Origin of the sequence: Desulfovibrio sp. 1214_IL3152 (genome assembly GCF_036763055.1) — a bacterium.
In the GTDB taxonomy this organism is placed as follows: Bacteria; Desulfobacterota; Desulfovibrionia; order Desulfovibrionales; family Desulfovibrionaceae; genus Desulfovibrio.
Window position 1 is genome coordinate 1 of the sequence record NZ_JBAIYW010000255.1, and the last position, 1449, is coordinate 1449.

Annotated in this window: 2 protein-coding genes and 2 pseudogenes; all 4 read right to left on the reverse strand. The window is 58.4% G+C overall.

From position 1 onward, the window contains the following. Positions 1-106: pseudogene (locus V6C07_RS05365) on the reverse strand (recombination mediator RecR); the annotation flags it as partial. 4 nt (positions 107-110) lie between these two features. Further along, a complete protein-coding gene (locus V6C07_RS05370; RefSeq protein WP_333535335.1) occupies positions 111-422 on the reverse strand; it encodes a YbaB/EbfC family nucleoid-associated protein in 312 nt (103 codons plus the stop codon). A 117-nt stretch (positions 423-539) separates the two neighbouring features. Continuing rightward, positions 540-842, reverse strand: a complete 303-nt coding sequence (locus V6C07_RS05375; RefSeq protein ID WP_333535336.1) for a DUF6485 family protein — start codon at positions 840-842, stop codon at positions 540-542. 229 nt (positions 843-1071) lie between these two features. Next, positions 1072-1449, reverse strand: a pseudogene (locus V6C07_RS05380) (DNA polymerase III subunit gamma/tau); the annotation flags it as partial.

The window sequence follows — 1449 nt, forward strand, 5'->3', positions numbered from 1 at the left end:
TGAGCAGTGCCATGGCCGCCCGCATGGCGGATTTGGGGCCAAGGCCCGGCAGGCGCGCAAGCTGCTCCACCAGGGCCTTGAGCGGTTCGGGAATGCGTTTGTTCATGAAACTAGAAGAGGCCGGGCAGCTTGATTCCGCCGGAAATGTTGCTCATTTCGCGGTCCATGGTTTCACGGGCGATGCGGCCCGCCTCATTGACGGCAGCCAGGATGAGGTCCTGCAGCATTTCCACGTCGCCGCCTTCCAGCGCCTTGGGATCAATGGTGAGCTTGCGCAGTTCCTGCTTGCCGGAAACTTCGGCCTTGACCATGCCGCCGCCGCTGGCAGCCTCGTAGCTGTGTTCGCCCATTTCCTGCTGGAGCTTGGCGATCTTGTTCTGCATGACCTGAGCCTGGCGCAGGATGTCATTCATGTTGCGCATATGTTTCTCCTTGAATCTTCAAATTGTTGCATCAGGATGAAAGACTTTTGTCTTCCGTTGCCGGGCCGTTGCGCGGGCGTTCTTGTCCGGCGTTTTGTCGCCTCGCACGATCCGCGTTCAGGGGTGGGCGGTTCCTGAACCAAGAACCTGTTTTGCGAAGTGTTCAAAGGAATCCCCTGTCCTTGACTCCGCCCCTTCCAGCAAATCAAAAAAACAGTTGGGAATTTCTTTGAGCCTGAGATTTTTCTGTATGCACGGCGCGCACCCTTTGTCGTGCCTGGTCGGGTGCAACGGGCAGTCCAGATTGTTACAGGAACAGAATTCGCTTAGAGCAATTTCACTTTGAAATTGCTCTGGCGGCTGCGTGAGCAGTCGCCCGCCGCAAAGATGCAAGCGCAATTTACTTGCGCGGTTAAGCATTGAAGCGAGCGTGTCTTAAACTTTGAGAATGTACATTCTCAAAGTTAATCTGCTCTAAGGCAGTCACGGCTGCCCTCCCAAAGGCATGTGCCGCATGACGCGGCGGCGAAATATCCCTGAAAACGGCCTTTCCCGCAAGTGTTTTCAGCCGTGCCGGAGTTTCCGGCCATGCCGCGCGTGGCCAAGGCCGGGACCACGCCCAGCCGGTAGCCCGTTTCCGGGCAGGCCGCTACTCTATGGGGCGGCAGCCTTTGAGCGAGGCTTTCAGCACCTCAAAGCACGGCTGCAATTCTTCCTTGCGGCTGAATTCGGCAATAAGATCCGCCTCAGGCCGATGGGGTCTGGGGGCGATGATTTCCACCTGCGTTTCCGGCGCACCGTAGGCGGCCAGTGCGGCATACAGGGCATTGGCCTGTTTTTCAAGCTGGTGGAGCTGTGTTTCTGTTCTGGGCTGTAAACGCAACGTGGCGCCCTGCCAGTCCACACCTATGCCGCGCAGTACGTACGGAGCCGGAACGGAGCGCGAAGCCGCCTGTTCCGCCACGCAGAAATCATAAAAATCCTGCCAGTTGGGGCTGCGGCCGCTGGCGACGCCCGCTGCTGCCTC